The sequence below is a fragment of the Burkholderia sp. HI2714 genome (assembly GCF_002223085.1).
Classification (GTDB): Bacteria; Pseudomonadota; Gammaproteobacteria; order Burkholderiales; family Burkholderiaceae; genus Burkholderia; species Burkholderia lata_D.
On the sequence record NZ_NKFM01000022.1, the window covers coordinates 1 to 23736 of the forward strand.

Annotated in this window: 30 protein-coding genes and 1 pseudogene; 3 read left to right on the plus strand and 28 right to left on the minus strand. The window is 63.2% G+C overall.

Annotated features, from left to right (window positions below):
• The coding region (locus CFB82_RS44535) for an ESPR-type extended signal peptide-containing protein (RefSeq protein WP_218829065.1) at positions 1-80 on the minus strand (80 nt) is incomplete at its 3' end.
• Positions 81-206: 126 nt separating this feature from the next.
• Here CFB82_RS44535 and CFB82_RS43955 point away from each other — a divergent pair.
• Together CFB82_RS43955 and CFB82_RS43960 are read left to right on the plus strand one after the other, a co-directional pair.
• The gene (locus CFB82_RS43955; protein ID WP_256990352.1) at positions 207-446 is read left to right on the plus strand and encodes a transposase; all 240 of its coding nucleotides are present in this window, start codon (positions 207-209) and stop codon (positions 444-446) included.
• A 357-nt stretch (positions 447-803) separates the two neighbouring features.
• On the plus strand, positions 804-995 hold the full coding sequence (locus tag CFB82_RS43960) for a hypothetical protein (RefSeq protein WP_089484199.1): 192 nt from the start codon (positions 804-806) through the stop codon (positions 993-995).
• Between the two features lie 858 nt (positions 996-1853).
• Here CFB82_RS43960 and CFB82_RS11705 read toward each other — a convergent pair.
• The 11 genes and pseudogenes from CFB82_RS11705 to CFB82_RS11755 all read right to left on the minus strand — a co-directional run.
• Positions 1854-2282: pseudogene (locus CFB82_RS11705) on the minus strand (recombinase family protein); the annotation flags it as partial.
• A 293-nt stretch (positions 2283-2575) separates the two neighbouring features.
• Positions 2576-3172, minus strand: coding sequence for a glycoside hydrolase family 108 protein (locus CFB82_RS11710; protein ID WP_256990342.1), 597 nt, complete (start codon positions 3170-3172; stop codon positions 2576-2578).
• Positions 3144-3428, minus strand: coding sequence for a phage holin family protein (locus tag CFB82_RS11715; RefSeq protein ID WP_089484279.1), 285 nt, complete (start codon positions 3426-3428; stop codon positions 3144-3146). Before CFB82_RS11715 ends, CFB82_RS11710 begins: the two co-directional genes overlap by 29 nt.
• A gap of 76 nt (positions 3429-3504) precedes the next feature.
• The gene (locus CFB82_RS11720; RefSeq protein ID WP_089484202.1) at positions 3505-4554 is read right to left on the minus strand and encodes a phage late control D family protein; all 1050 of its coding nucleotides are present in this window, start codon (positions 4552-4554) and stop codon (positions 3505-3507) included.
• A 9-nt stretch (positions 4555-4563) separates the two neighbouring features.
• A complete protein-coding gene (locus CFB82_RS11725) occupies positions 4564-4770 on the minus strand; it encodes a tail protein X (RefSeq protein ID WP_089484203.1) in 207 nt (68 codons plus the stop codon).
• Positions 4745-5623, minus strand: coding sequence for a phage tail protein (locus CFB82_RS11730; protein ID WP_089484204.1), 879 nt, complete (start codon positions 5621-5623; stop codon positions 4745-4747). Before CFB82_RS11730 ends, CFB82_RS11725 begins: the two co-directional genes overlap by 26 nt.
• 10 nt (positions 5624-5633) lie before the next feature.
• Positions 5634-8075 (minus strand): phage tail tape measure protein, encoded by a 2442-nt coding sequence (locus CFB82_RS11735; RefSeq protein WP_089484205.1) that lies wholly within the window; start codon positions 8073-8075, stop codon positions 5634-5636.
• 80 nt (positions 8076-8155) lie between these two features.
• Entirely contained in the window at positions 8156-8458 is a 303-nt protein-coding gene (locus CFB82_RS11740) for a phage tail assembly protein (protein ID WP_089484206.1), read from the minus strand.
• Between the two features lie 97 nt (positions 8459-8555).
• A complete protein-coding gene (locus CFB82_RS11745) occupies positions 8556-9059 on the minus strand; it encodes a phage major tail tube protein (RefSeq protein WP_089484207.1) in 504 nt (167 codons plus the stop codon).
• Between the two features lie 9 nt (positions 9060-9068).
• Positions 9069-10238 carry a phage tail sheath subtilisin-like domain-containing protein gene (locus CFB82_RS11750; protein ID WP_089484208.1) on the minus strand — a complete coding sequence of 390 codons (1170 nt, stop codon included), beginning with the start codon at positions 10236-10238 and terminating at the stop codon, positions 9069-9071.
• A gap of 84 nt (positions 10239-10322) precedes the next feature.
• Entirely contained in the window at positions 10323-10670 is a 348-nt protein-coding gene (locus CFB82_RS11755; protein WP_256990343.1) for a phage tail assembly chaperone, read from the minus strand.
• 65 nt (positions 10671-10735) lie between these two features.
• Between CFB82_RS11755 and CFB82_RS43180 the strand changes: the two genes are divergently transcribed.
• Positions 10736-11062: a hypothetical protein gene (locus tag CFB82_RS43180; RefSeq protein ID WP_179255395.1), complete on the plus strand. Its 327-nt coding sequence runs from the start codon at positions 10736-10738 to the stop codon at positions 11060-11062.
• Between the two features lie 38 nt (positions 11063-11100).
• Here the strand turns inward: CFB82_RS43180 and CFB82_RS43185 are convergent, their stop codons facing one another.
• The 16 genes from CFB82_RS43185 to CFB82_RS43190 all read right to left on the minus strand — a co-directional run bounded on the left by CFB82_RS43185 (position 11101) and on the right by CFB82_RS43190 (position 23603).
• Positions 11101-12795, minus strand: coding sequence for a hypothetical protein (locus CFB82_RS43185; RefSeq protein WP_179255394.1), 1695 nt, complete (start codon positions 12793-12795; stop codon positions 11101-11103).
• Positions 12783-13361: a phage tail protein I gene (locus tag CFB82_RS11765; RefSeq protein WP_089484209.1), complete on the minus strand. Its 579-nt coding sequence runs from the start codon at positions 13359-13361 to the stop codon at positions 12783-12785. Before CFB82_RS11765 ends, CFB82_RS43185 begins: the two co-directional genes overlap by 13 nt.
• Positions 13351-14247 (minus strand): baseplate assembly protein, encoded by an 897-nt coding sequence (locus tag CFB82_RS11770; RefSeq protein ID WP_089484210.1) that lies wholly within the window; start codon positions 14245-14247, stop codon positions 13351-13353. The genes CFB82_RS11765 and CFB82_RS11770 overlap by 11 nt, the downstream gene beginning before the upstream one ends.
• The gene (locus CFB82_RS11775; RefSeq protein WP_089484211.1) at positions 14244-14579 is read right to left on the minus strand and encodes a GPW/gp25 family protein; all 336 of its coding nucleotides are present in this window, start codon (positions 14577-14579) and stop codon (positions 14244-14246) included. Before CFB82_RS11775 ends, CFB82_RS11770 begins: the two co-directional genes overlap by 4 nt.
• A complete protein-coding gene (locus CFB82_RS11780) occupies positions 14579-14740 on the minus strand; it encodes a hypothetical protein (RefSeq protein WP_256990344.1) in 162 nt (53 codons plus the stop codon). The genes CFB82_RS11775 and CFB82_RS11780 overlap by 1 nt, the downstream gene beginning before the upstream one ends.
• Before the next feature lie 99 nt (positions 14741-14839).
• Complete coding sequence (locus CFB82_RS11785) at positions 14840-15520, minus strand: phage baseplate assembly protein V (RefSeq protein ID WP_089484213.1); 681 nt, start codon at positions 15518-15520, stop codon at positions 14840-14842.
• A gap of 3 nt (positions 15521-15523) precedes the next feature.
• A complete protein-coding gene (locus CFB82_RS11790) occupies positions 15524-16048 on the minus strand; it encodes a hypothetical protein (RefSeq protein ID WP_089484214.1) in 525 nt (174 codons plus the stop codon).
• Positions 16038-16568 carry a phage tail protein gene (locus tag CFB82_RS11795; RefSeq protein WP_089484215.1) on the minus strand — a complete coding sequence of 177 codons (531 nt, stop codon included), beginning with the start codon at positions 16566-16568 and terminating at the stop codon, positions 16038-16040. Before CFB82_RS11795 ends, CFB82_RS11790 begins: the two co-directional genes overlap by 11 nt.
• Before the next feature lie 2 nt (positions 16569-16570).
• Positions 16571-16858 carry a head-tail joining protein gene (locus CFB82_RS11800; protein WP_089484216.1) on the minus strand — a complete coding sequence of 96 codons (288 nt, stop codon included), beginning with the start codon at positions 16856-16858 and terminating at the stop codon, positions 16571-16573.
• 1 nt (position 16859) lies between these two features.
• Complete coding sequence (locus CFB82_RS11805; RefSeq protein WP_089484217.1) at positions 16860-17855, minus strand: major capsid protein; 996 nt, start codon at positions 17853-17855, stop codon at positions 16860-16862.
• Positions 17856-17928: 73 nt separating this feature from the next.
• A complete protein-coding gene (locus CFB82_RS11810) occupies positions 17929-18273 on the minus strand; it encodes a head decoration protein (protein ID WP_089484218.1) in 345 nt (114 codons plus the stop codon).
• Positions 18274-18302: 29 nt separating this feature from the next.
• A complete protein-coding gene (locus tag CFB82_RS11815; RefSeq protein ID WP_089484219.1) occupies positions 18303-19379 on the minus strand; it encodes a head maturation protease, ClpP-related in 1077 nt (358 codons plus the stop codon).
• Positions 19376-20869 (minus strand): phage portal protein, encoded by a 1494-nt coding sequence (locus tag CFB82_RS11820; protein WP_089484220.1) that lies wholly within the window; start codon positions 20867-20869, stop codon positions 19376-19378. Before CFB82_RS11820 ends, CFB82_RS11815 begins: the two co-directional genes overlap by 4 nt.
• Positions 20866-21072, minus strand: a complete 207-nt coding sequence (locus CFB82_RS11825; RefSeq protein ID WP_006497114.1) for a phage head-tail joining protein — start codon at positions 21070-21072, stop codon at positions 20866-20868. Before CFB82_RS11825 ends, CFB82_RS11820 begins: the two co-directional genes overlap by 4 nt.
• A gap of 13 nt (positions 21073-21085) precedes the next feature.
• A complete protein-coding gene (locus CFB82_RS11830) occupies positions 21086-23071 on the minus strand; it encodes a phage terminase large subunit family protein (RefSeq protein WP_179255396.1) in 1986 nt (661 codons plus the stop codon).
• Complete coding sequence (locus CFB82_RS43190) at positions 23034-23603, minus strand: MarR family transcriptional regulator (RefSeq protein WP_179255397.1); 570 nt, start codon at positions 23601-23603, stop codon at positions 23034-23036. Before CFB82_RS43190 ends, CFB82_RS11830 begins: the two co-directional genes overlap by 38 nt.
• Between the last annotated feature and the right edge of the window lie 133 nt (positions 23604-23736).

Consider the following 23736-nt stretch of genomic DNA (forward strand, 5'->3'; position numbering starts at 1 on the left):
GCCCCGCGCGTGAGCTCCGACACCGCCACCCACGTGCCCAACCGACGGCTGAACTTGATCTTGTACGCTTGCTGGTTCATCGCTTCGTTCCCCCAATACTGTTCGGGCGCAACTCGCCCATTCCGATAACCAGCATTCTCGGGAATGCGTGCCTCCCAATGCCACTCAACATTTGTTAAATCTCGACCAGCTCATTCGACTATTTAATCGCAAGCGCTAATCCGCCGACCCGGGTATTCGCGATCGATGGCAAGACCGTCCGCGACGCTCACCGCGACGGGGAACGAACGATTCACCTGGCTGCGGCGTTCGGCAGCGGCCTCGGCGCGATGCTCGGTCAGGTACGCACGGCCGACAAAATCCATGAGATCACGGCCATCCCGCAATTGCTCGATGCGCTACTGCTCAAGGAGGCAATCGTCATGATCGACGTGATGGGCTGCTAGCAAGCGATCGCCCGACAGATCGGCGAAGATGGTGTCGACTACGTATTGGCGGTCAAGGAAAATCAACCAAGCTTGCTGGCGGAGATCGCGCCCTCTGCACCAACGCATGTCGAGAGATCGAGAAGGATCACGGCCGGATCGGAACGCGTCGTTGCGTGATCAGCGACTTGCTGAGAAAATGGCGGCCCGTCGCGCTCTGAGCGGCTATGCGCTCGATCGCGATGCTCGAGTCCACGCGCGATCGGCGACACCGTGTCGGTCGAGCGCCGCTATTACGTGAGCAGCCTGCCGCCTGATGCGGCACGCATCGCACATGCCGTGCGCTCGCATTGGCGTATCGAGAATGCGATGCACTAGGTGCTCAATGTCGCGTTCGGCGAAGATCAGTGTCGGGTGCGAGTTGACAACGCGGCGCAGAACTTCGCCATCCTGCGTCGAATCACCATGAACCTGTTGCGGCGCGATACGTCGATCAAGGCCAGTATCAAGATTCGACGCTTGAAGGCCGCCACCAGTGACCCTTACCGCACCGAACTCCTTGGCTGGTAAGGCTCTTCGTGCGATTGCCCTGGCGATTGCGAATGCACCTGACGATTGTTGATCCTCATGCAACCAGATCCTGCCTATCATTGACAGTAACGATCGGTCGGGGTGAAAGGACCCGGTAGATCGTGGGTCGTGGTTTGTTGAACTACCTCTCTGTCTCCTCCTCGTTGACGCCGGACATGTGTCCGGCGTTTTTTTGCTGAGACGGCACGACCAGTGCTGGTCTGCAACTGGACATACACGACAAGGCGCGAACAGGGCGCGGTCTGTCTGCTCAAGATTGTCGCGGAGCACCGTCGATCCCGCGCGCCGCGCCATGTTCAGCTTCGATCGTCTTGCCATGCTCTGGCCTCTCAGGCTCTGAACGGGTATTTGATGAAACGAAGCCTATCCGTATTGACTATGGTCGCATGCGTTCTGCTTGGGTTTTGCGGGGGAAGGACGCTTGAGCGCTTTGCCTATGACGATGCATGCCTGGATCTGGGAGGAGGGCAACTTCCCGATGGCTATCCGATCTGCGTAATAGAGAAACCTGGCGCACATGAATAAGCTGCGCTGTTGGCGGGTAGAGAGGAGAGGCGCGCCCCGTGCCCCGCTCGGCGCTGGGACCGCCCCTTCCCGTGTTGGCTTGCATCGCAACAAGTTGAATGCATTTCGTAATATTTATGTATACATTTTTAAATATTTGGATAGAATGCTCAAACCCCTTGGTCAGGGCCCTGGCCGTGCCGCTTGCATGCGAGTGACACGGCGACCGGGCGGTACGCGATCGCATCAAGTGCTCTTCGGTTGCCCTGTTTTTTTGGTGGCTCGCCTGGATGAAACGTTCTGTCACGCGATCGCCTTCGTTGGTCAAGCTGCGCTTCTGGGACGACCGATTTTGGCGCCTCGTACACGAGCCGCGGCCATCCCCGCACGCGTGCGCTCGCTAATCAGGGAGCGCTCGAACTCAGCAAGTGCCGCGATCAGGTGAAACATCAACATGCCCGTCGGCGATCGCGTATCGATGCTCTCGGTCAGCGAAACAAACTCGACGTTACGCTTTCCTAAACCGCCGACCACCTCCACCAGATGACCCAGCGATCGTCCAAGTCGATCAAGGCGCCATACGACCAGGGTATCGCCCGCCTGCACACCACTCAGCGCCTCATGTAGCCCAGCTCGATCGAATCGCGACCCGGAAGCCCCATGGTCCGATAGGATCTTGTCACATCCCGCGGCCTGTAGGGCCAAGAGCTGCAGATCCAGACTCTGTTCCTCTGTTGATACCCGAGCATAGCCGATTTTCATGTTCGATTTTGTTTAGTATTACGAATCCTTGGCACCAATTATTCCGCAGCCGGAATCAATAAAAACAAAATATATTAAGATTGAGAGAACACAAACTAGATCTTTACCGATTTACATGCGCCCCTCCTTCCTGTAGCACCATGCAAAACCCAAACAACAGTCTTTCATTCGCGTACGAGTCGCATTCCGCTTCCGCATCGCAGAGACGTTTTTGGGCGCCGCTATCGCGTGCTTCCCGACTGTCAATCGGCCTGGTCCCAAGAAGATCGGTGAGCGTTTTCGGGAGCCGCAGTTCATACTCCCAACGCTCGATTGAGCTGCCAGCCATACTCGAACGTCTCGTTCTCCGGCCGCCGCTCGGCCAGCTCGATGTAGAACACTGACTGCTGCGCGGCAATCATCCCCAGCAGCACGCCATGCCCCTCTGCGCCGCGCACCTGCAGGAACGCCTTCAACGCTGCGATCGTCATCGGGCCAACGCGGCCATCAGTCGAGATGTCCGGGAACGTCTTTTCGTTCTGATTCAGCACGTTCAGCGCACGCTGCAGGAACTTCACGCCCGTCACGGGCCCCGCATTCACACCGATGTCGAACAGCTTCTCGGCCAGCCTCGATGAGATGGCCTCGAGCTCGTCAAACCTCGGCCCTCGCCAGTAGCGCGCCTCGTAGATCGCTACGGCCATCGCCCGCGGCAACGCCTGCATCGGCCCCGTATAGCCGCTCGCGCGCGCCTGCGCCGCCGTCACGCCCCACATGGTTCCCTCGCACTTGCCGAGATACCAGTTCCCACGATCGTTCGGATCGTCCGAGAACCCGCCTTCGCGCCCGATCAACGCCTCAATTTTCGACATTGTCTTCATCTCATTTCTCCCCAAACAGCCGTTTTGCATGACGGCGCAGCAGCGCTTCGAGGGACTGCGATCCCACAATGCCGAGCGCACTACCGAGACCTAGCAGCGCGATCGGTGGCAGATCGGGGATCTGCAACAGCGCGATGCCGGCCACCATCGACGTGGCGGATCCCAACATCGCTCGCCCGGCCACCAGCCGAAACGTCAGTTGTTCACCGCCCACCAACACCTTCGCAATGCCAATCAGTCCGCCCATCATGATCAGCTCCAGAATCGTCTTTTCGTGGTCTTGCATCGGTTCCCCTTGCCCGATAAAAAGAAAGGCCGCCACGGTTGCCCGTGAGCGGCCTGCAAATACAGTGCGTGACGCGTTACTGCGGCGCCGGCACTACCAGATTGATTTTCTTGCCCGGTTTCTTCCCGTGTCCGACCTTCGCTTTCCCCTTGTTCCCTCCGTTCAATGAGACGACCGTGATCCACCCGCGCGACGCGAACGTGTGTTCGACCGACTCGATCAGAAATTCGCCGTCTACACCCGTCTTGAACCCCTTCAGCGCGATCGTCTTTTCCGCCGACAGATCTGCGCGGCCGCGCATCGTCAGCCGGCTCCTCGACGTGTGCCGGTTGAGCGTCGCCAATCGCGACGTCGCACCGGCCTTCGCGGCTTCCGGACTGGCGAACGTATGGCGCTCGGTATGCACCGCGGATGCACCTGGCGGGGCATCAGGGTTCGGGATCGTCAGGTCGATCTTCTTCCCCGTCTTGCGGTCGTGCACCTTCGTGCGAACGGCCGCAAAGCTCGCGCGGTCCGGGAAGTTGATGTCATAGTCGAGCAGATCGCCGGGCGTGAGCGTCACGATCGGCAGCGGCTTGCCGCTCGCGCTCTTGCCAGCGCCCCGAGGCAGCACGATCAGCTTGCCGGCCTTGACAGTTGCCGTCGCACCGTACTGGCGAGCCACGCGCGTGATGAAGTGCAGATCGCTCTCGCCGAACTGGTCGATACGCGGCACGACGACGTCGACGTCGCACGCGGCCGACCACTTGTTACGACGCGCGATGTCGCCGACGATGTCGGCCAGCTTCGCGTTCGACCAGCTCCCGTATCGCTGCGTTTTCGACGTCGTGCGCATGTTCGCCGGCTTGCCCTTGATTACGACGCTGGCCGGCGGCCCGCGCACCCCGACCTCATCGACGGCATACTCACCAAGCATCGACAGCCCCTGCCCCTCCCATCCGATCGACACCTTCAACGTCGCGCCCTTCGGCGGAAACTCGATGCGGCCGTCGCGATCGTCGAGCGTGATCGTGCATTCATCCGCGTCCAGGCCGGGTTTGTCGATCGCCCGGATCTCGAGCACGCGATCCTGAATGACCTTCGTCACGTCCGAGCCGTTCGCGACGACCTGAAAGATCGCTTCCATCGCACCTCACTATGTCCAGAGCTGGACCGATTCAACACGCGGCGCATCGAGATCCGGCATCAGGATCTCGACGCCGGACGGGAATGGCTGCGGTCGACTCGCCAGCCCCGGATTCGCGTCGTAGACAGCCTCTACGGTACCCTGCAGCGTTCCGTAGAAGCGGTAACAGAGCGTGTCGAGCACGTCACCGTCAGACGTTCTTAAAGTCTTCGCCATAGCGGCCGAACTCCACCGAGAATGTTTGTTTGCGCGGCATGCCATCGGCGAGCAACGCGTCCTGCTCCTCCTCGATCGCCTGCAACAGCCAGCGACCGAGCACTTCGCCATCGCCGGTCGTGAGCTGCACGGGCTTCATCCGGCCGCCGATCGCTCGCAGCCGAGTGATCTGCTTCGTGCCGGCCCCGAGCGCCGGAAATACGACACCCGACAGCGTGATCGTCTCGCCCCCTTCGCTGACGGGCTGCAGCGCTTCCTGGCGATTCAGGCGTTCCTGCGACGCGACGCGATACCGCGTCGCCCGCCGCAGCTTGTCGTGAGCGGCCGTCGACAGGTTGAAGTGGAACGCGTCGCCGGCATCGGTCGTCATCGTCATCAGGTGCGGCGTGCTCGACGACGCACCGTCGACCAGCCCCGACAGCATCGAACCGACACCGGTCGACTTGATCACGTCGAGCACCGCCGAATCCTTCAGGCCGACTGCCGCGTTGAACTGATTCCATGCCCCGCCCAATGCAGACTTGACGCTGTCGGCGGCAGCCCGCACAAGGGGGAAATTCGAGCCGTCGACGGCCTTCAGAATCGAGCCGATCGACGCCTGCGTCGCGTTGAAGCTGCGCAGGACAGCACCGACCTGTGGAAACAGATCCGACGCCACCGACAGCGCGCTCGTCGCGCCCGTCAGCAGCTCGGCTGCGCTGCTCAGGTTGCCGGTCGCAAGACGCTGCAGCACGTCGATGGTCGCCATGCTCGCCGCGCGGTTCCGATCGAATATGCGGACCATCTGCCGCACGCGCTCCGTCGCGATCCCCGCCTGCGTCGCCGCCCCCGTGATCTGTCGAATCACGTCCATAGCACCTCCCTTACAGATGCGGCGCGTCGAACATCGCCGTCCGACTGTTCGCCTTGCGCTGCTGCGCCTCCATCATCCGCGTCAACTGCGGACTGACCTGCGTGAGGAATTTGTTGGCCATCTCGGTATCGTTCGCTTCGATCTTCACGTTGAACACCGGCGCGAACGTGTTCTGCTGATCGATACGCGGCCCGAAGCGAGCATCTGCCGCCGGAGTCTCTGCGGCCTTCGCTGCATTGGCGACCGCTTCGGCGCTCGCGGGCGTCTCGTCAGGCTTGTGGTTCAGGAACTTGCTCGCGAGGGCGCTCAATGCCTTGTCGCCGACGAACGTCCCGAGTGCCCCGCCAAGCACGCCGACGACGGCCGATCCGATCGGCCCGCCGAGCGCCCCGATCGTTGCCCCAACCTTCGCGCCGATCACGCCACCCGCGAGACTGCCGGCGATACCCGCAAAGCGAGTCGCCTTTTTCTCGTTCGTATCCGTGCTCGACGCGACGGCGTACGCTTCGCGAGCCGCCAGACCAAACTTCAGCACGGTCCCCGCCACGGCCAGCTTCCCCGCCCACGGCGCAACTCGACCGAACAAAGCACGTCCCGCGTTGAAGATCCGCCCGATCCTTCCGATTCGCCCCGCCCGAGCTGCGGCACGACGCGCGGCTCGACCGGCACGCCCACCACCAGCAAGATCACCAAGCCCACCACCATCGACGCCACCGCCGGGCATGTTCACGACGAACACGCGCTGCACGCCACCGGCTGCACCGGCGGCCCCGCCGAGCGCGTCCAACGCACGCCCAACAGCCCCACCCGCAGCCCCCTTGCGTCCTGCCGCCCCTCGGCCACCACGCGCCAGCAGCGTGCCGCGCGCGATATCGAACAAGCCGCGCCCGATGCCCCAAAGTGCCTTTGCTCCGCGCACCGCGAGCACCGTGCCGGCAATGCCGACGACAGCAGCCGTCGCCTTCGGAGCGCTATCCGCTGCGGACTGGATACTGCTCCCGGCCCCCTTCGCCGCCTCGCCAACGCGATCCGTGATCGGACGCAGCGCGTCGCCGATACTGCGCATCGCGTCGTCCCATTGCTGCCCGACCTCGCTCCAGACCTGTTTGGATGTCTCGCGACGCGCCTCCAGATCCTTCTGGATTTCGCCGCTCGCCTGCTGCGCGTTTCGTTTCAGGCTCGAATACAGCTCGGCGTTCTGCATATAGGCCGTCAGCGCCGCCTTGACCTGCATGTCGTTGAACAGATCGCCGGTCTTCATCGTCTCGGCGAACGCGGCCATCTGCGTCTGACGCTTGGCCGGGTCCATCTCCGAATTGAACTGCTTCGCCGCTGCCGCGAGTTGCTTCGCCTTGGCCGGGTCGACACGCTCGATGTACGCGCGGGCAAGCACGAATGACGCCTCCAGCGTCGACCAGCCCTTGCCGATCGCCTCGCGCATCTTGGCCTGATAGTCGACGCCGGCTTTCGCATAGTTGCGTTCGGTCTCGCCTGAGCCGATCTTCGAGAACCAGCTTTTGAGGTTGTTCGCCGCCTCGTCCGAGCTGCCCGCCGTCTTCATCTGCACCTGGAGCATCGCCCCGAGCTGCGTCACCGAGTCCTGCCCCGTGATGCCGATCTTCTTCATCTCCGCGAGCAGCACCGGGAACCACCGCGCCATGTCGACGGACTCGAACGACCCTTCCTTGCCGAGATACGCGATTGCTTCGAGCGCCTTCGCCATCTGGCGCGGGTCGACGATCTCCGCGTTTTGCTGCAGCGCCTGGATCATCTTCGCGGTCTCGACCGTCGTCGCCCCTTGGCCGATCGAGAACTTCGCGACCAGCGGCGCGAAGTTGAGCGCCCGGTCCAGATCCATGCCGCCCGCAACCATCTGGTTCACGGCGTCCGCCAGCTCGTTGCGACCGATGCCGTTCGCCCCGGCGTCGCGCCGAATACGCGCGCTCATCGCGGCCTCTTCCTGCGTGCGCGCGATACCGGCCTTGATCGCGATGTCGCGAATGATCGCCTGATAGTTCGCCGAGATCGTCGCCGGCACCGCGACCGCTGCCGTCAGCTTCATCGCGTCCCCGATCACGCCACGCCCGGCCTCTTGCCCGGCTGCCAGCCGCTCATGGCCGGACGCCTTCAGATCCAGCCCCCGAGCCGTCCGGCCAAGCTGCGCATACGCGCGATCGAGCCGCGCGACCTCGATGCCTGCATCTCGCAGCGATTTCAAATTGCTGTCGAGCTTGCGGCGGATGCCATCCGCCGCGCTATCGCCCGCCAGGTGCAGCCGGCGGAACTCATCCTGCAGGCGCATCGTCTCGCCGATCTGGCGCTGCCAGAGCCGCGAGTCGTTCGCCCGCTTCTTCATCGCGTCGATCTTCGACGACGTGTCGGTGATTGCCTTCCCGAACGTCGCCGACACGGCCCCGCCGATCACGATGCCAAGCGCTAAGTCTTTCGCCATCCCGGCCCCCTCAATCCGTCAGCCACCAGAGCATGTCGTCGATCGTCATCTCGTCGATTGACGTCGGCGACATGCCGTATTCACGCACCAGCCGATTCGCCAGCCCCTTTAGCGTTTTGCGTTCCAGCTTTGCGTACGGGTCGAAAGGAGTAGTAGGCGTCCTGCACGCGCTCGTAATCGGCCATATCCATCGCATCGAGATCGCTCGGTGCGACTTCGGCGAGCGACGCGAACAGGATCAGCTCCTGCTCCTCCGCATCGTTCGGCGCGAGCTTTTGCGCACCGCGCATGTCGCGTACCTTCGGCCGGCGCATCGTGAACGTGTCGCATTGCACGCCATTGAGATCGATCGGATAGTCGAGCTTGATCGTGACCTTTTCCATTGCGGTTCCTCAAAAGAGAAATGGCGAGCTGTCGGCTCGCCATTGATTGAACAAAGTAGCTTTGCTGCATGTCCGTCGAATGACGAACGCGAGGCACTTACATGCCGAGTCCCTTACGAACTTCGGCAAGTTGATCAACGCCGTTGATCACACGCTTGCACGCGAGAATATCGATCTCGTGCACGATTGCCCCAGCGACTTCCAGCTTGTAGTAGTCGCACGACACGCTGAACTTCGCGTCGACCTTATCACCCGGCTTCCAGTCGCCCGGATCGACCTCATACAGCATGCCGCGCATGTACACGGCGACCGCCTTCGTCTTGCCGCTGCGATCCTTGAAGCCTGCGCGGAATACACCATTGAATGCGTTCTCGTCGACCAGCCCGAAGAAGCGCAGCACCTCGTATTCCATCGTCGACATGGCGAACGACGCATCGAGCGCTTCCATCCCCTGATCGATCTTGACCGTAGCGTCCATGCCGCCCGCACGGTGGTCGTCCGTCTTGATCTTCAGCTTCGGCGGCGTCATGCTCGTCGCACGCCCCGCGTAACTACGGCCATCGACGAAAGTATTGCAGTTGTACAGAGTTTCCGGAATCATCGCGGCCCCTTAGATCTGGTTGTCGAGCACTTCGGTCAGCCACTGGTTCGTGACCTCGAAGCGGAAAATCGGGTTTTCGGCCGGCGGGACATCCGTGAATCGGATGTTCCAGTACACCTTGCCGTCTTCGAGCTGGCTCGCCGTGTTCAGCAGCGGGTCCGGATAGACCTCGAAGTTGATCACTGCGCCCTGACGCTTCAGATCACGCATGAACGCCTGCAGCCCTTCGGTCACGTCGCTGACGTACGTCGCCGTGATGCCGCGATCGACCGCCCACTTGTGGCCGGCCTGCACGGCATCCATGACGATGTCGAGCGTGCGCACGCGCGTGACAAACTTCCATTTCGGATCGGCCGACAGCGTGCGGTTTCCCCACAGGCGGAACCCGCCGTCACGAATAATCGTCGTGATGTTCGCGTTGTTGAGCAGGTTCGCGCGACACGTCTCGTCGCCGTCGAGGTATTCGATCGGCCGGCCCGTGCCCGTGATCTCGACGATCTCCTTGTTCGACGGCGACGCCCAGAAGCCGATCTTCGCGTCGGTCTGACAGAACAGGCCGGCCGCGTACGTCGACGCCGGCAGAGCGATCTCGCCGTTCGTCGCGTTGTCCCAAGCCTTCGCGCCGGGGTCGACCATGTACAGACGCTTGCTGCCGAAATTCTTCGCGTAGGCGATCGCCGCCTCGTCGTCGACGTTCGGGCCGTCGATCACGGCCATCGCGCGCAGCTTGCCGGCAAGCGAGTCGGCGGCCGTCGCGACAGGTTGCTTCGACGAGTGCCCAGGTGCGATCAGCAGCCGCGGTTGCGCATTGAAGCGCGACTTCGCGTCGAGCAGCGCCTGCATACCAGTGCGTGCACCGCCGGCCGATACGCCACCGATGATCGCCGACGTGAGCTGCGCCGCGTCGGCCGCTGCCGGCACACCCACCGCGATCACAACTGCGCTGCTCTGCGCGTAAATTGCACGGGCCGCCCGCGCGATTGCGCTGTTCTCACCGAACGCGCGCACCGCCTCGCCGTAGCTCGTCAGTTGCACCGGCACATTCGGCTGCGCCAGATCAGGACCGGGCGTGTAGGTGTCGGTCATACCAACCACCGACGACGACGGCACCGCGATCGTACGGGGGCCGCTGTCGACGATGGTCGTCGTGATGCCGTGAAAAAAGGAAGTCGCTGCCATGCGGATCTCCGGAGATAAAAAAAGCCGCTCATCGGAGCGGCTTGAAACGAAAGGACGCCGGCAACACATGCGGCGCCGGCAAAGTTACTTTTTGGCGGGCTTATCGGATACCTTCGACTCCTTCGAATCGACGACGGCGTCGGACGGGGTCGAGCCTTCAGCTCGACGCTGCATTTCGGCCTCGGCCGCGACGCGATCCTCTTCGGCCTGCTTCTCTGCTGCCGTGCGTTGCGCGATCTCCTCAGCTTCGCGAGCCGCTTTCTCCGCTCGCTGCGCCTCGACCTTCGCGAGAATCGCAGCCGAATAAGGTTCGGCCGGCCACACAATCTGCGCCGGGAACGTCGGTGACTCGACGACGTTCGCCAGCGCGACCTGATAGTCGGCCCACGCATCGAACGTCGCTTCGTCAAGATCCGACAGTCGCCCCGTCATCCGCGCATCCGACTTCCCGCGATTCTGCTGACGGGCTTTTTCCAGCCGGGCAAAGAAGTCATTCATTGCTCAAGAAAGCTCACGATGTACTGTCCGGTCAAACTGTCGTACTGGTTGCAGAGCATGCGTTACCTCAAGAATTAATATGCGCGGATCATGGCGAGCACGGCGATATTGCGCATGCGTGCTTCCGCTCCCCCGTCGGCCGCCACACTGATCGGGTGCGAGTGACCGCCGGCCCCTCCAATGCCAACGTTGTGGCCGTGCGCTCCGCTGTCCCCGACGCTGACTCCCGTTTTTACGGCATTGGTAGACTGACCAGAAATCCAGTTATTGGCATTTTGATCAACGGCGAGATGCGCAGCGGTGCCAACACCGCCGGAAAGAAATAGCGACCCATTGCTTGCGTTGTGCGAATGCGGCTGTTCATTCACCGGATGACTGTGTGTGCCTTGCGCATCTGTCCACGCCGAATGCACATGGTCACCGACTGCGCCGGCGGTGGCGCTGTGGCCGTGCGATCGGTTCTGGCTATCCTGCCAAGAACCGACGCCGCGACCGGAATCCACACCTCGCCCGCCGTCGGCACATCGAATGCCTTCGCCGCGAAACTCCGGAATGCGGAATGTTGTTGCTCCGTCACCGGTAGAGAAGCATCCCCACCAGCCTGCAGCCCAGTCCTTTTCCGTCGCGAGCGCTCCACTCGCTTGCGCGTATGCCCATAGCTGGGGTAGTCGGCTCGATTCAGCAGAGTGCCGTCGAGCTTCAGGCAGCCTGCGCGCACGCTCGACCGCACTTCGAAAATGATCTGGCCAATCGACGCCGACGCGATCGCGTCGACGACGTACGCCGTCGATGCGGCGTTATTCGATCGATCGCCAATGGCAACCGTCGGAACTTGCACCGGACGATCGAAGATCGTGCCTTTATCGGCCGTGAAGCGTGCCGTCACGACCCCGTTACAGGTGACGCCGAACGCGCCGTCAGTGATGTGGTAAAGACCCGTATCCGGCGCTCCGTCTTTGTCGAACGTCAGCGACGGATTCTGCGGCGTGCCCTCCGACAGATAGATCCGGGCACTCGGGGCCAGCCACAATGGACCTTTGAGTGTCCCGCCATTGTTCAGATCGAGCGGCGTCAAATTGACCGAATGCCAAACTACGCCTCCTGCGATTTTTACGGTTCCACCCGTAAGCGCGATATCACCTCCAACCTGCAACGCGCTTGTGCCATCGTCCGCGCCGTTGCCGATCACCATCCGCCCGAAAAGACGCAGCATTCGTGACGCACGATCGAGCGATAGCGCCGTCGTTTGCGTTGCGCCGTCATCGCTCCAAGCAGACACCATCAAATTTCCAGCTGCGCCATCGCCTTTATATATTGTCCAGCGACGCTTCCCGCCATCACCAAAATAGAGCGTCGCAAATGCGGTCGCACCCGCGTCAATCGTGAGCGACTTCGCGCTGATGTCTGCATCGACTCGGCCACCGCGCGATCTGTCGAGCGGATCAACATTACCTGCATGCCATACTGCTTTACCGTCAATTCGAAGCACACGATCAGCAAACGCGAACTCGACATGACCCGAGTCAGGAGAATAGAAGCCCCACGCCTTTACATTCGCGTAGAAGTAGCCGTTGTTTTTTCCGAGACCCAGTCGTCCTTCGTCGACGCCGCGATTGACCGACAGCATACCGTTCACGTCAAGGTTACCGTCGACCGTCGCTGACCGCTTAACCACGACCGCGCTACCAGCCCTCACTTCGATCGCGGCAACGCCATTTGCGCCGACCTGTACGACGCCATCAGCCGGGGAGAACATGCCGCTGTCCGGATCACCATCGAACGCGAAACCAGCGTTGTTCGCGTTATTCGGTGTGATCTCGCCCGGTTTGCCGAGAAGCTTCCCCTTCATCGTGTCACCGGTCTTCGCAATCTTGTCGTTACCTATGACATCGACGCGCTTGTCCGCTGCATCAGCTCGGTCTTTCAGATAGCGCGTCCGGTTAGCAAGTTGCTTTGTCGGCACGTTGTCGATCCCATCGGGACCGCCCTGCACGGGGTCCGACGTCTCGAACTGGTAGACCCCGTCCTCCCACTTACTTTCTTCTTTCAGATTGGCCATGTGCCGATCACCCCTCGCGTAAATTGACCATTGCGCGTCGCGACGCCGTTGTGTCGGATCGCAACCTCAGAAAAATCGAGCCAAGCGAGCCGGCTACGAGCCGGCGCGTAACGCTCAATCGCCCGCTTCAGGTTTTCGCCCTGATCTCGCGTCACCGGTCGCCGTAACTTCACGATGTACTCGGCCCACGCAGTCGACCCACCACGCAGATGTCGACCGTCGCGCTTCGCCGAGCCGTCGCGCCGCTTGATCTGCCGCCCCTCCTGAATGTCGATCTCGCCAAACCCGAGGCGGCGAACGATCTCGCGGATCGCCCACGGCGTGCCCTTCTTCTGATAGATCGCCAGCGACGACTTGATCAGCTCGCGTCGGGCGTCTTCAGATTCAGCCAGCTCCCACCCGTCGACCGCGAGCGACCACGCCAACCACGGCAGAAATGCGGCGGGACAGCGATCCGCATCCCACAGCGTACGAATCACATCAGGGTCAACTGTTGGCCGCATTACCTGCGCGAGCGCCGCCTCTAAACTCGTCTGGTTCGTCGGCAACAGCGCTTCAGTCGTCATCGTTCACCTTCGGATTCAGCACGATCGATGTGCACCGCGCGAACTCGTCGATCGCGCATACGACATCAGCCGCAGGGGACTTCAGATCAACGCGCACAACACCCGACGCTTTCGGATGCAGCGCCCCTGTTACGGCCGACCGGGGCATGCCGACCCGCAGCGCTTCACCGGCTGCAATCGCGATATCGAGATCCTGCCGTCGCGCGGCAAGCACGACGCCCGGATCGGGTCCGCGCCCGATATACACGTCCGCGACGATCGCGTACTCGACCGGCCGGCCCGGCACAACAAGCAGACTGTCGTTGAGCGGCCGACGATCTTCCGGGGACAGCGCTCGGCGGACCGTGTCGAGTAACGCAGCGCTCGCAACACCGCCGTTCGTCGACGACTTCACCACGACGCGCACCACGCCCGGCTCCGGCCGATCGACACGCACGTCGGCGACATCCGCCGACGCGTCCATCGCGAGCGACCGATACGCGCCAAACGGACCGGCCGTCGACGCGCGCTCGATCCCCATCTGCGTGCGCAACCGCAGCCGCTCGTCGCGCTCGTACGTGACCGGAATCGGCGGATGCGCCTCCGGATCGCCGGGGTCCACGATCTCCTTCTTTAGGTTCCAGAGCGCCGCAAGGTGTTCGAGATCCGCCCCCGTCGCGTACGCCAGCAGCACGGCACGCCCCGCATCGTTCACGCGAGCGCGAAACCGGACGTCCTCATACGCGGCCAGCTCCAGCAGCTTGACGACCGGATCGGATTCAAGCGCGGCCGTCCAATCCGGATAGATGCGCTTGAAGTGCTCCAGCTTGCGCTGGTACAGCTCTTCGAAGTCGAGCGTTTCGACGAGATCCGGCGGATCAAGCGTCGACAGATCGATCACTGTCATATCGTCACCTCGAATACAACGTCATCGCCGCTGTAGCGGCCGACGATTCGAAAAGTTACTTTGCCGTCCACGACAGACAGCGCGTTCACACGATCCAGCGCGATACGCGGCTCCCATCGCCCGATCGCGCGCGCGGCTTCGGCCTGTGCGGCCGATATCCACCCGCGCGTCACGGGTAGGTCGACCATCGCCGGGAGATCGGAACCGTAGTCGGGCCGCTCGCGGCGGGTTCCCTTGCGCGTGCTGAGAATGTCCGCGATGCTCTGCACGAGATGATCGAGTCCGCCGATCAGTCGGCCCGTACGGCGACACATACCGACCAGCGCGACCATCACTGCGCCTTCGTCGGGATGCGCTTGAAGCACTCGCGCGATTCGAGATACGCGATATGCTCAGGCTCGGTTACCTCCGTTTTGCCGGCCAGCACGGCAACGTACGAACCGTCCGGAAACACGATCACGCGACTGCGAAACTCGGTATCGATGAATGTCACGGGTGCTGCTGCCCCGCCTTGCTGTGCGTCTTTCGTCATAAACACCCCCACAAACGAAAAACCCCGCACAGGGCGGGGTCCAAAGTTACTTTGATAGGTTCACACTGGCGAGCTGACCAGCTCGCCGTCGCCTTGCTCGCGGTGCTGATGCTTGATGAGCGACTTTCCGCCCGCGACGACGTCGTCGCGATATTCAGCACCGCCCGCGATCTTCATCGCGACACCTCCGCCCTCGCCCGCCTTGCCCCGCATGCCACCGTTGAACGTCAGCAGTTGCTCGGTCGTCGTGTTGCCCGTGAACGTCGAGTCCGGAATGTCCGCCAGTAGCTTCGCGCTGCGCAGCGTCGCACCGTCCGCCTTCAGCTCGAACTCAGTGCCGCCGATGCGAAACACGATCCGACCGCCGGCCGGTACCGACAGCACGTATTCATGGCTCGCATGGTTGTACTGCTCGAATGCGCCATCCGGGAAGTCGGTCGCGGTCTCGTCTGGACTCGACCGACCGGCCCCGCCGTGCTGCGCCGTGTAGTAACCGGGCGCAACAAACGCGCCCGCCAGATCCCCGGAAGGTGCCCATAGCGCAACCTCTTCGTCGACGGACGGCGGACGCCACTGCCGAACCTTGCCAGCAGCACCGGCCTGCCACTTCAGCCAGTCGCTCACCCAATCGCCAATGCGGACCTTCACGCGCGGCGGATCGTACGTGACCGCCTCGACGATGGCCGATTGCGTCAGGCACGCCATGCGGCGATCCATTTCGCCAAGCTCGAAGTCGCTCACACGTCATCCTCCACTGTGATCCGCCGGATTCCAGTAGCGGCCTTCGTGCCCCGGCCCTGTCTCCGGATCGACACCCCACAACACCGCGCGGCCCTTCGTCGGCGGCTCGTACGCGTCGCCCAGGTCGAATTCGTGCACCCACTCGACGACCCAGACGAGATACGTGTCCAGCTCTGGCCGAAACGGATCTTCACCGGCAGACCCGACCTGCTTGCCGGGCGTGACGGGCAACCCCCACGTTGCCCCGTGCACTTTTTGCAGCACGCGCGCGGACAGCTCGCGCACCTGGACGTCGGCATCCTCGACCAACGGGTCGACGATCACGCGGGCCTGCATACGCGCAACCAGCGGCACACGCCCCGTGCCGTCATCGTGCCCCGGCTCCAGCTCCGACAGCTCGATCGCAACGAACGGTGTGTCGATCGCCTTACCGATCTTCGGATACGCGTGGATACGTTCCAGATCCGGCAGCCGCTCGCGCAGGCCGGCCTCGATGCCGTCGTGCAGTTGTTTGAGGTTATCGAGCACGGTTCATCGCCTTTTGCAGTTCATAGTTGACCTCTTGCCGCAGCACCGTCATCAGTCGCGCTTCGCATGCGCGGGCAGCACGTCGAAACGCAGGATCACCCGTCTGTGACCACTCGACCGTCACGACCTCGAACGGCGTTCGCGCCTTCCCGGTCCGGCGGTAGATCGGCCCGTCCGGCTGGCGCGTAGTCTTGCGCCACGCACCCTCGAACAGCGATTTGCCAGCGCGGATGCCCTTCTTCGTGCGCCGGATCGCACCGAGCCGGTGCGCCTCGATTGGATTCAATCCAAGCCACACCTTCCCGGTATCGGCCGACCGCATGAAGAAGTACATGCGCTGCCGCAGCAGCTTCTGCTGGATGCCCGTCGCGGTGCCGACCTCCTTCGCGGTCTGGCTCCTGATCCACGCCCCCGTCTTGCGCAGCGTCCGACGCCATGCCGCCTGCATTGCTGCAGGCGGCAGGCCCGCGAGCGCTTCGAGCGCATTCTTCACGTCGATCTCGATTCTCAGCAGATCCATCGTCACCTCAGAATCAGGATCGTCCAGCCTGTGCCTGTCGGGTGCATCTCGAACACACGGAAACGCTCGCCACCCGCTTCGACGATGCTGCCTTCGCGCACCCGGGCCGCATCGTCGTCGGTGATATCGAGGATCGGCGCAACGAGCTGCGTGCGTTGCGTTCCGAGATCCGGGCCGAGCCACGGCGCCTTGAACATGCCCTGCAGCGGTTTGCCGTCGATCTTCACCTCGTCCGACAGATCGCGCTTCACGGCCGTGTCGACATCGGACATCAGATCCCGAAACGCCATGTCACGCCTTCAGCTTGATCAGCGCCTTCGGGCGCGTGCACAGGTGGATCGGGTTCGACTGCGCCTCGATCTCGACGCCCTTGCCGAAGTCCATCAGCTCCTGTTTCGCGTAGTACGGGATGCCGGTCGTGTTGACCGACTCGACATAGTCGGCCGGCGCAAAGCGCGAGATGAACAGGTCCGGAACACCCTCCGGGATCGCATGCGCCTCGTCGTCGGCCACATAGCCGATGTCGCCGACGCGGCCGCGATAACGCTCAAACGTGCACCCGCCGAAGTCGAACGCCTCGCGCGCGTCGCCACGCAACTGCGCCGCCATCACGGACGCCAGATACGTCTCCTTGACCGATTTCGCGCTGATCAGCTTGTTCCAGAATGCGCGGCCGCAGAGCACGCGCACGCCCGTGTACGTCGTCGCGCCAAGCGCATCTTCGATCGCGTCCTGCACCTCGATACACTTCGTGCGAAGCTCCGTATCGGCCTTAGCCAGCTCGAACGGAATCACCGTCTGTTCGATGTCGAAGTACTTCCACAGGTCGATCAGCACGCGCTTGCCATCCGCATCCAGCACCGCGCCCTTGATCGCGCCGATACGATGGAATTCGTGTGTCGCGTCGAGCTGGCGGCGCATCTTCGCGAGGCGGCGATTCACGACGGTCTGCAGCGCTTCCAGCTCGGTCTCCGAACCGAACGCGCGCAGATTCTGGATCTCGTCCGCCTTGATCACTGCACGCTGCGGCAGGTGAACCGCGTTGATCGGGATCATGCTGCGTTTGCTGCCACCGACAACGGCGGCCGGCGAGCCGCGCTCACCCGCCGCAACGAGTGCGAGCGTGTCGCCGTCGCGCTCGATCTGGATCGTCGTCGTCGTGATGCCGTCCTCTTCGAACAGACCGAGGGAGCCGATCCGGCCGGGAACATACGGCTGCTCGTTGATCGCAGCACTCAGGGACGACAGCGAGAACGCGTCGTCTTGAAACAGGGCGATATCCGCCATACAACCTCCGACATGAAAATGGATACAAAAAAGGCCACGCGGTCTGCGTGGCCTTGAATGGCGTGTGATGCGATCAGCGTACGATAACGTGTCGCTCGCCGAGATCCCCGCGCCCCGCTGCATCGAGTCCCGTGAGCAGCCCGCCAGCGACCTCCGCGAGCCGGACGATCCCCGTCGCCGGACGCGGCGCTTCGGACGCGGCCAGCGGCGCATAGAGCACTGCGGCCGCGACTTCGGAACCGTCGTTCGCCTTGTTGTCGTACGGCGCATATTCGCCGGTACTCGTCACACCGAGCACTTGGCCAGACGGCAACGCCGCACCGGCCTTCACGACGATCCGCTCACGCGAGATCTGCCCGTTACCCTCCGACACGAGAAATTCGGCCGGGAGATTTGCCTGTACCTTCCAGTTCGACATGTGTTTCCCCTCCTCGGGTTACGTCAAAGTTACTTGCCGCTCTTGCGAGCCGCGTAGATGGACGCCGCACGCGGCGCATTCGCGACCACGGGCACGTCTTGCGACGCAACCGGGGCAGCACGATGGTTGATCGGTTTCTGCGACGCCGTCACGCGCTCGAACAGCCGCGCGCGCACCTGATCGGGCGACAGGCCATCCGAGACGAAACCGGCCGTCAGCTCGGTCAGGCTCGCGGCCAGACAGATACCGGCGATGTCCTGCGCGTTGCGGATCGCGGCGTCGACGCTCGCGCGATCCCGCAGGCCGGTCGCCAGCACAATGCCTTCGGCGCAGTGCTCGATACGCGCATCACGACATGCCGCGAACACGTGCGACGCCAGCGCCGTGACGTCCGGCGCGACCGGCGGCTGCGGCGCGGGATCGGCCGGCGGATTCGGTTGCGGATTGGACGGCGGCACCTCGCCGTCGTCCTCCAGCACCGCGCGGATCTCGGCCGGCACGGCTGTGAAGCGTGCAGCGAGCCGCGCAGCGCCCGCGTATGCGGCGATGCGGATCGGATCGGCAATCGCGTCGCAGAATCCTTGCTCTTTCGCTTGTGCGGCCGTGAGCCAGGTCTCCGCATCCATGATCGCGCGGACCTCATCCTCGGTCCGGCCGCTGCGCTCGACATAGGCTGCCAGCATGTTGTCGGACGTGCTATCGAGCAGATCCGCGAGCTTGCGCAGATCCCCAGCCTCGCCGGCCGCGACCGTATGCGGGTTGTGGATCATCAGCATCGCGTTCGACGGCATCTCGATCGTGTCGCATGCCATCAGGATCAGCGACGCTGCCGACGCGGCAACGCCATCGACACGCCCCGTCACCTTGCCGCCATGCCGACGCAGCGCGTTGTAGATCGTGAACGCGTCGAACACGTCGCCGCCCATCGAGTTGATCGCAACGACGATCGATGTCGCGGTTGCCGCGACCTCGTCGAGCTTCGCGGCAAACAGATCAGCGTCGGTGCCCCAGAATCCGATGTCGCCATAGATCTGGATCTCGACCGCCTTGCCGCCGTCCGCGTTCGCCTGCGCACGGATGTCCCACCACCGCTTCTTCCCTTTCATTCGCCATCCCCATTAGAAAGATCGCCCGCCCCGTCGACCGGATCGAGCGTGTCATATCGAATCCCGAGCCGGCGCTCACGCGCGAGATCGTCCGCGTTCTCCCGGTCGACCTGCTCCGGATCATCACCACGCGAAAGCACCGCACCTGTCCTGCTCGCCAGCCCGGAGCGGATCTCCATCCGCTTCGCCGTGACGTCCTGCACCGGGTGGATATACGGCCAGCCCTGCGGCACCCACCGCACCCGCAGATAGTCGCGACGGCGTCGGTAGTAGTCCGGCATCGGCATCGCGCCGGACAATGCGCACGCGTCGACCCACCAGCGCCAGACCTTCCGGCAAAACTGGTGAATGAACACGTCCCACTGGATCTGCTCGATCGACCGCCGGAACTCGTTCAAGATCACGCGTAGCACTCGGTCGCTCACGTCGCGCAAATCGCCAGTCATTACTTCGTACGGCATGCCGACCGATGCCGCAGCGGCCATCAGTTGCTGACGCATGAAAGGGCCGTAGTCGGTTCCTGCGCCCGGCGGCTCGGCGAACTTGACGTCCTCGCCGGGGGCCAGCTCCTGCATGCTCCCCGGTTCGAGCGATACGACCGGAGAAAAGCCGTCGACGTCGTACTGCATTTCGCCGCCGGTCACCGGATCGCCCATGAGGCCCGGCTCGGCGGGCGGCTTCGTGACAAAGCCGGCAAAGAGGTTGCTGACCTCCTGCCGGAACAGTACGGCGTCATCGAAGTTGTCCAGCGATTTGAGCCGAAGCAGCACGGTCGACAGTTCGGGGACACCACGCACCTGGCCGGGCCGCAGCGCGAGGAACACGTGCGCAATCTCCTCGGCCGGCACGCGAACGGTCTGCATGTTGGCCGTCGACGCGCGCCCGTATTCGCCGGGATGACGCTGCAGAAGGTGATACGCAACGCGTCGACCGTCCGTGTTGAACTCAACGCCGTTGACAATCTCGCCCCCGCCCGGAACGATCTCGTTCTTCTCCATCGGCAGCAGATCGCCTTCGAGAAGGCGGATCTGCATCGGGACCGCCAAGCCCTCGCTCGGGCTGCGCAGCTGGCGACGCACCAGTACCTCGCCGTCGCTGAAGAAGGCACGTGCGGCGAGCGTCTGCACGCCCGCCATGTCGAACAGATCGTCCGCGTCGATCTCCTCGCAGCTATCTTCCCAAAGTTGCTTTTGCATCTTGCGCACCGCATCGATCGGATGCTGCGGGTGCGCTTGGATGCCATTCCCGATCGTGTTCGATACGAGCCGCGCGATCGCCGTCTTCGCCCATGGGTCGTTGCGGATCGCGTCCCGAGCGCGCGACCGCAGCAGGGGCAGGTTTTGCGCCGCCGCCGCGTTCGGTCCCGCGCTGGACGCACGCCACGACTTCGCGCGTGCGCCCGTCGTGCTCGCCGACTCGTAGGCCGCCGCCTTCAGCCGCGTCGGCACCACGAATCCGCGCCGCGCAAGTGACGGAAAGCCCCCCTTCATCGCACCCCCTTGCCGGCGTGGCGAATCCGGACGATCGACGAACGCCCAGCCGCGCCGTTCAGGTCGCGAATGATCTCGGTGCGGGCCTCGCGCAGCTCGCCGATCGAGCGATATTTCACGCGCCTGTCGGCATACTGGACTTCCAGCTCGCCCTTCGCGATTGCAGACTGGATGTTCTGCAGGTCCTGTTTTGTGTATGCCATGCCATTCCCTCGTTTAGCGCCGCTTCAGGTACGTCGAGCGACCAACACGACGCCCCTGAATGCGCGAAACCCCGCTCGGGGGCGGGGTTTCGGTGGGTTTCGCTACCTGCGGCGACGGCCGCGGAGTCTCTGTAACGGTCTCTTCGACCGGCGGATCGGGCAGCACCTCAGCCGGCAGCGCCGACGGTAACGCCTCCAGCACCGGAACCGCATCGAACAGGGAGACCTGCGATGCACGATGCTGCTCGACCTGCCAGTGCGCCTCGGTCATCAGATGCACTTTCACGCTACGAGCCGCGTGCAGCGCGTAGCCTTCGCAGTCCAATGCCTCGTTGCGCGGGCTGATCTTCTTCCACACGCGCTTACCGCCACGCGGCCCCGGCACCTTGACCTCCGCCGTGAGCTGCGGGAGGTAGTCGCCGCGCACGCCGCTATACCAGTGCATCCGGCCCGGCCCGTCGCCCTCGAGCTTCAGTCGGTTTTCGAGGATCAGATCCTTCGCGCGGCTCACGCCGACCATGTACGGCCGCAGCCCGTACTTCGCAGCCTTGCTGTTGTTGCGCGTCGAGTCGATCGACGCCTTCGGCACGCTGAAGATCTCCGCATCGACGTTGCTGCTTCCCTTGACGGCCATGACGTTGTACCCGGCGTTCTGCGCAGCGCGCACATACTTGTAAACCGCGTCCGACGTCGCACCGTCCGACGAATCGATCGACGTTGCACGTACACGCAGCAACCAGCCGTTCTCATGCCGGTATGCGTGCGAAAGCAACATCGTCAACGCGCCCCATACGCCGCCCGCCATCGGGTCTTGCTGCTGCTCCGTCACGTTGCCGTAGATCTCGCCCCACAAGACGAGCCAGCTTTCCTCGCCGCGCCCCCATGCACGCACGACGATCGCGAGCCGGTCGTGCTGCACGTCGACGCCGAGCGTCAACAGCAGACCGCCGAGCGGCACCGTCAGCTCCGCGTACGGCAGCGCACGTTGCGCGAGCACGTCCAGCTCCGGCAGATCCGTCTTGTACTTGTACGCCCGACCCTGCGAGTTGTTCACGAACGAACGCATCTTCGTATCGTCGCCCTCGCGCAGCGCCTTATCGGCCGTCAGCCACTTCTTGACCAGCTCGGCCATGTTCGAGCCGGGGAACGGCGACACCAGCTCGTTGATGCGGAAGCCGGCAACGCCGTGAAACGGTGCCGTCGCAACCCATCGCCCACGACGGACAGCGCGAATACGCGTCGCGTCGTCCCACAACGAGCCGCAATGCGGGCAGGTGTAACGGGCCGTCTCCGGTTGTGCGCGGCCGTAGACCTCATGTACGACTTCGGCGCCCTCGCTCCACGTGACGTTCTCCCACGCCAGCTCATGCTCCTCGTCACAATCAGGGCACGGCACCAGATACACGCGCTGATCCGATGCCGCGTAAGCCTGCTGGATACGCGACAGGCCGTCGATGGTCGGCGTGCCACCCAAGATCATCTTGCGTCGCCGGGCCGAATAGCTCTTGTTCCGTTCCTCCAGCAGCGTGATCGAATCGCCCTGCTCGCGAACGTTCGTATTCGCGTCGTCCGGCTCCTCGACCGCAACGACCGGGGCAGGCGTCGACTTCACTTCGTCCGGCGCGTTCGACGTGATGAACTTCAGGAAGCCGCGCGCGAACGTCTTGTGATCCCACAAGTTGTTTTTGTCGCGGGCCGCGTGAACCGGCAGTTTCGCCGAGAGGCGAGGCGTCACCTCGACCATCGGCTCGAACTTCTCCAGGTTGAACTTCTTCGCCGTCTTCTCTTTCGGGAACATGACGATCATCGGGCACGGGTCAACGTCGATCCGCTTGCCGATGTAGTTCAGCAGCACGCCATCTGTCCACGCGACCTGCGCTGACTTCATGCACACGATCTTCTGCACGGTCGGATCGTCCAGCGCTTCGTGCATGCCGAACACCCACGGCGTGATGTTCGGGTTATACCGGCCGGGGCTGGCCGAACCCTTCGCGCTCAACCGACGATGTTTGCGTGCCCAGTCCGTCGTCCCAATCCGCTCCGGCGGACGCAGCATCGTCGCGATCCGGCGAATCACCGCGTGGACTGTCTGGGTCGTATTCAGAAAGCTGCTCAAGGCATCCATATATGTGCTCGTTCAACCATTCGACGTCCACCTCGACGCCGTATAGCGTGCGCAGCTCCTGCACCAGCTTGTCGGACAGCGACAGCAGCTCCGTTTGAAATGCGCCGACCATCAGGCCGTACGCCTGTTCGAGCTGCGCCGCGTTGACGAGCTGCCCCTTCTTCTCCGCCAGCGTCAGAAGTTTGATCTCGCGATCGACGATCTCGGTCTTCGCGCGCTCGGCGACGAGATCAATGCCCGTACCGCTGGAGCGGCCAGCCGCAACCTCGCGCAAATGCCGGATGTACGCGACGCGGATCTCGTCGATCGACGCCACGCGGTAATCGAGCCGGACCTTGTCGACGAACCTCGAAACGGCCGACTGGTCAAGGTCGAGATGGTCAGCGATCTGCTGCTGAGTCGGCATGAATATGACCCCCTATGGAGACTCGCCAGTAGAGAAAAAACGCGGGTGCGAGCCCCCGCGTATGGCGATGCCCGGAGGGTCCCCGCCTGCTCAAAAAGTAGGCAGACCCGTGAGATCGCACCAAAATCGAGCC

What these genes read in the sequence shown, in the direction of transcription:
- CFB82_RS11710 (WP_256990342.1), bottom strand. Translation starts at nt 3,172, where the DNA reads ATGCAAAACGGCTGTTTGGGGAGAAATGAGATGAAGACAATGTCGAAA.
- CFB82_RS11715 (WP_089484279.1), bottom strand. Translation starts at nt 3,428, where the DNA reads ATGCAAGACCACGAAAAGACGATTCTGGAGCTGATCATGATGGGCGGA.
- CFB82_RS11720 (WP_089484202.1), bottom strand. Translation starts at nt 4,554, where the DNA reads ATGGAAGCGATCTTTCAGGTCGTCGCGAACGGCTCGGACGTGACGAAG.
- CFB82_RS11725 (WP_089484203.1), bottom strand. Translation starts at nt 4,770, where the DNA reads ATGGCGAAGACTTTAAGAACGTCTGACGGTGACGTGCTCGACACGCTC.
- CFB82_RS11730 (WP_089484204.1), bottom strand. Translation starts at nt 5,623, where the DNA reads ATGGACGTGATTCGACAGATCACGGGGGCGGCGACGCAGGCGGGGATC.
- CFB82_RS11735 (WP_089484205.1), bottom strand. Translation starts at nt 8,075, where the DNA reads ATGGCGAAAGACTTAGCGCTTGGCATCGTGATCGGCGGGGCCGTGTCG.
- CFB82_RS11740 (WP_089484206.1), bottom strand. Translation starts at nt 8,458, where the DNA reads ATGGAAAAGGTCACGATCAAGCTCGACTATCCGATCGATCTCAATGGC.
- CFB82_RS11745 (WP_089484207.1), bottom strand. Translation starts at nt 9,059, where the DNA reads ATGATTCCGGAAACTCTGTACAACTGCAATACTTTCGTCGATGGCCGT.
- CFB82_RS11750 (WP_089484208.1), bottom strand. Translation starts at nt 10,238, where the DNA reads ATGGCAGCGACTTCCTTTTTTCACGGCATCACGACGACCATCGTCGAC.
- CFB82_RS11755 (WP_256990343.1), bottom strand. Translation starts at nt 10,670, where the DNA reads ATGACGGGGCGACTGTCGGATCTTGACGAAGCGACGTTCGATGCGTGG.
- CFB82_RS43185 (WP_179255394.1), bottom strand. Translation starts at nt 12,795, where the DNA reads ATGGCCAATCTGAAAGAAGAAAGTAAGTGGGAGGACGGGGTCTACCAG.
- CFB82_RS11765 (WP_089484209.1), bottom strand. Translation starts at nt 13,361, where the DNA reads ATGACGACTGAAGCGCTGTTGCCGACGAACCAGACGAGTTTAGAGGCG.
- CFB82_RS11770 (WP_089484210.1), bottom strand. Translation starts at nt 14,247, where the DNA reads ATGACAGTGATCGATCTGTCGACGCTTGATCCGCCGGATCTCGTCGAA.
- CFB82_RS11775 (WP_089484211.1), bottom strand. Translation starts at nt 14,579, where the DNA reads ATGGTCGCGCTGGTCGGTATGTGTCGCCGTACGGGCCGACTGATCGGC.
- CFB82_RS11795 (WP_089484215.1), bottom strand. Translation starts at nt 16,568, where the DNA reads ATGGATCTGCTGAGAATCGAGATCGACGTGAAGAATGCGCTCGAAGCG.
- CFB82_RS11800 (WP_089484216.1), bottom strand. Translation starts at nt 16,858, where the DNA reads ATGGCGTTTCGGGATCTGATGTCCGATGTCGACACGGCCGTGAAGCGC.
- CFB82_RS11805 (WP_089484217.1), bottom strand. Translation starts at nt 17,855, where the DNA reads ATGGCGGATATCGCCCTGTTTCAAGACGACGCGTTCTCGCTGTCGTCC.
- CFB82_RS11810 (WP_089484218.1), bottom strand. Translation starts at nt 18,273, where the DNA reads ATGTCGAACTGGAAGGTACAGGCAAATCTCCCGGCCGAATTTCTCGTG.
- CFB82_RS11815 (WP_089484219.1), bottom strand. Translation starts at nt 19,379, where the DNA reads ATGAAAGGGAAGAAGCGGTGGTGGGACATCCGTGCGCAGGCGAACGCG.
- CFB82_RS11820 (WP_089484220.1), bottom strand. Translation starts at nt 20,869, where the DNA reads ATGAAGGGGGGCTTTCCGTCACTTGCGCGGCGCGGATTCGTGGTGCCG.
- CFB82_RS11825 (WP_006497114.1), bottom strand. Translation starts at nt 21,072, where the DNA reads ATGGCATACACAAAACAGGACCTGCAGAACATCCAGTCTGCAATCGCG.
- CFB82_RS43190 (WP_179255397.1), bottom strand. Translation starts at nt 23,603, where the DNA reads ATGCCGACTCAGCAGCAGATCGCTGACCATCTCGACCTTGACCAGTCG.